3 protein-coding genes and 2 pseudogenes are annotated in these 3,013 nt (G+C 36.2%); 4 read left to right on the plus strand and 1 reads right to left on the minus strand.

Annotation, left to right across the window (positions count from 1 at the left end; translation table 11 throughout):
- Positions 1 to 222, plus strand: a 222-nt coding sequence (locus tag ABE34_RS10455) for a zinc ribbon domain-containing protein (RefSeq protein ID WP_197142337.1), incomplete at its 5' end; no start/stop codon positions are given.
- 388 nt (positions 223 to 610) lie between these two features.
- Here ABE34_RS10455 and ABE34_RS10460 read toward each other — a convergent pair.
- A complete protein-coding gene (locus ABE34_RS10460; protein ID WP_197142338.1) occupies positions 611 to 1,087 on the minus strand; it encodes a GNAT family N-acetyltransferase in 477 nt (158 codons plus the stop codon).
- 160 nt (positions 1,088 to 1,247) lie between these two features.
- Here ABE34_RS10460 and ABE34_RS10465 point away from each other — a divergent pair.
- From ABE34_RS10465 to tnpB, 3 genes and pseudogenes are all read left to right on the plus strand, one after another.
- Positions 1,248 to 1,677, plus strand: a pseudogene (locus ABE34_RS10465) (GNAT family N-acetyltransferase).
- A 324-nt stretch (positions 1,678 to 2,001) separates the two neighbouring features.
- Positions 2,002 to 2,092 (plus strand): annotated as a pseudogene (locus tag ABE34_RS10470) (transposase); the annotation flags it as partial.
- A gap of 10 nt (positions 2,093 to 2,102) precedes the next feature.
- Positions 2,103 to 3,013, plus strand: a 911-nt coding sequence (tnpB, locus tag ABE34_RS10475; protein ID WP_197142339.1) for an IS200/IS605 family element RNA-guided endonuclease TnpB, incomplete at its 3' end; no start/stop codon positions are given.

Genomic DNA, 3,013 nt, shown 5'->3' on the forward strand with positions numbered 1-3,013 from the left:
AAATTAGAATACAAAGCAACTTGGTATGGCAAAACAATCGTCAAAGTAAGCAGATGGTTTCCATCTAGCCAAATATGTTCTGATTGTGGACATCATGATGGCAAGAAATCTCTTAAAATAAGAGACTGGACTTGTCCTATTTGTCATGCAAACCACGATAGAGATATTAATGCTAGTAAAAATATTCTAGCTGAAGGCTTACGAACATTAGCCTCGGTTTGAATAATCATAGAACCGTAGGAATCTACGGAGATAGCTTGGTAAATAAGAGAAACCGCTGTTGGTAAAGAAATACACCAACAAGTATGCTCTGTTCCCAAGAATCTCCCACTTCAATCTAGACCGGAAGGTCGATAAGTGGGGGTAGTTCAAACAGGAATATCGTGTTTCGATTTACAACAAACCTCCCTTAACAATCCCCCACATCCTTCTTCGATGAGCTGTGTATAGAGGATCAACTCCACAATTCATAAGAGTTTGCTGCATTATCTCTCTGAGCTTTTGTTATAGGTACTCCACAGCATTCAGATAGACGATCAACAAGGTCGTATGCTGTAAGGGGAGAACAAAAAAATCACCCATGACATGTCGAGTGATTTTTGGAAATCTATTAGATGTTTAGGTTCATAACAATTTGCTCGCCAATACGTCCCATTCTTCTTTCCCCGTTATCGACAAAGCCAGCTTTTAAATACAAATTTTGAGCAGGAATATTTTTACGATTAACGACTAAAACGACTTCATTACAATCTTTAAATTTTCTTTTAATAAATTCAGGCAGTGTCAGCATCCCTTTTTTGGCATACCCATTTCCTTGCTGTTTATGGTCAATAGAGAAGGCAGTAAGTAGCATAGCTTTTGGATTATTAGAGTACTCTTTTACTCTTTCCGTTGCGTGCAGGACAAAAAACCCTACAGGTACATTGTCACTCAAAATAACAATCGGATATTGTCCAACCGTTTCTATAGAAATCTCTTTTGGAAGGGCAGTAAATTGACTTTGTTCTTCCGGAAGGTCAAAATCATTCAAACTATCCACATACTCTTCTGAGAAATGTACTAATTCGATGGTGTTCATTTTTTGCATAAAATTGCCTCCTTTTTTTATTATTCTAATACCAGAACGAATGTTCGTCAATAGGCTTGATTTATAAATGATATATATTCATGTTTAATTTTGATGGTGAAATACAGTAACCAGTATGTATATATTTAAAGAAATGACAAATAAATTGGGGGAATGGAGAATGGTTTTACTTACATATAAAGTAGAGGAAAACGAACTAACAATGTTAAAAGAGGTTTATCAATCGGTAGGGTGGATGAAACATGACGAAAGCATAATAAGAAAAGTTTTCAATGGCAAGTACACACCAAGTTTTCGCAGTAAAAGATCATCAAATTATAGGATTTGCGAGAGCACTTTCTGACGGTGTTTTCAATGCTTCTATTTATGATGTTGTAGTACATAGAGATTATCAAGGAAGAGGGATTGCCAGGAATCTTTTAGATGACATTATTCAGCAATTAGGGGATGTATCTTGTATTCACTTAATTGCAACAACAGGAAATGAACCTTTTTATGAAAAGGTTGGCTTTAAAAAGTTGAAAACTGGTATGGCGATATACAGAAATCCTCAATTAGCCGAGGAGTATTTGGAAAGTAATAATTCTTGAGATGGATAATGATTTTAGTGAGCCTATATTCATTACAAAAAAAGCTGTAGCGTACGGCATCGCTACAGCTTAATATTGTCTTGCTTAGGTTAGTCAGTAAATGAATTATATCATACAATAAGGAAAACTAAAAATAACAACAGCTATTTATCGGTTTTCCACAAGAAGACTCCTTCCTCAATCACGCGCAGGGCGTAACCCAGTGATAGGTGGGAGATGAATTGTGGTTGGCGTTAGCCAAAAGTATTTAAACACATCATGCCTTATTGTATAATCAGGCGTATCAGAGGAAGGCGTGATTATACCCAAAGACCATGCTCACATTTGTTCTGGTCAAGAAGTTTTTGTTTGTTAACTACTGGTGGTTCGCCCATTCATAATTAGAAAATACATCGAAAACCAAGGAATGAAGTGAGGTGAAAGCATTGTTAGTCAAAAAGGCTTATAAGTTCAGAATCTATCCAAATAAAGAGCAGGAAATACTGATTGCGAAAACAATCGGTTGCTCTCGTTTTGTCTTTAATCACTTCTTAGATATGTGGAATGACGTATACAAAGAAACTGGTAAAGGTCTGACTTACAACTCTTGTTCTGCTCAACTGCCGCAGCTCAAAATGGAGCTAGAGTGGTTGAAAGAAGTAGACAGCATTGCTATTCAATCAGCAATTAAAAACCTCGCAGATGCATATAATCGCTTTTTCAAAAAGCAGAATGACAAACCACGCTTTAAATCTAAGAAAAACAACGTTCAATCTTATACGACTAAGTATACAAACGGCAATATTGCTATTGTAGATAATAAGATCAAGCTACCAAAGCTCGGTTTTGTTAAGTTTGCCAAAAGTCGTGAGGTACATGGACGTATTATGAATGTTACTGTTAGACGAAATTCAAGCGGAAAATACTTCGTGTCCATTCTTACAGAAGTTGACAAACAACCACTTGAAAAAGCTGATTCTGCCATCGGTATCGACCTAGGAATTACTGACTTTGCTATCCTTTCTGATGGTCACAAGATTGACAATCATAAGTTCACTTCCAAAATGGAGAAGAATTTAAAACGTGAGCAACGCAAATTATCAAGACGTGCATTAATCGCTAAAAATAAAGGAATCGATCTTCTTGATGCGAAAAACTATCAGAAGCAAAAGCGTAAAGTTGCTAGATTACATGAAAGAGTCATCAATCAACGGGACGACTACTTAAACAAGTTGAGTACAGAGATCATCAAAAACCACGATATCATCTGTATCGAAGACTTGAACGCAAAAGGCATGTTGCGTAATCATAAATTAGCTAAATCAATCTCTGATGTATCTTGGTCTGCTTTTGTATC

The organism is Lysinibacillus sphaericus (assembly GCF_015844675.1).
Lineage (GTDB): Bacteria > Bacillota > Bacilli > Bacillales_A > Planococcaceae > Lysinibacillus > Lysinibacillus sphaericus_E.

Bases quoted from the DNA above. Each gene is read 5' to 3' on its own strand.
- ABE34_RS10460 (WP_197142338.1), bottom strand. From the start codon at position 1,087: ATGCAAAAAATGAACACCATCGAATTAGTACATTTCTCAGAAGAGTAT.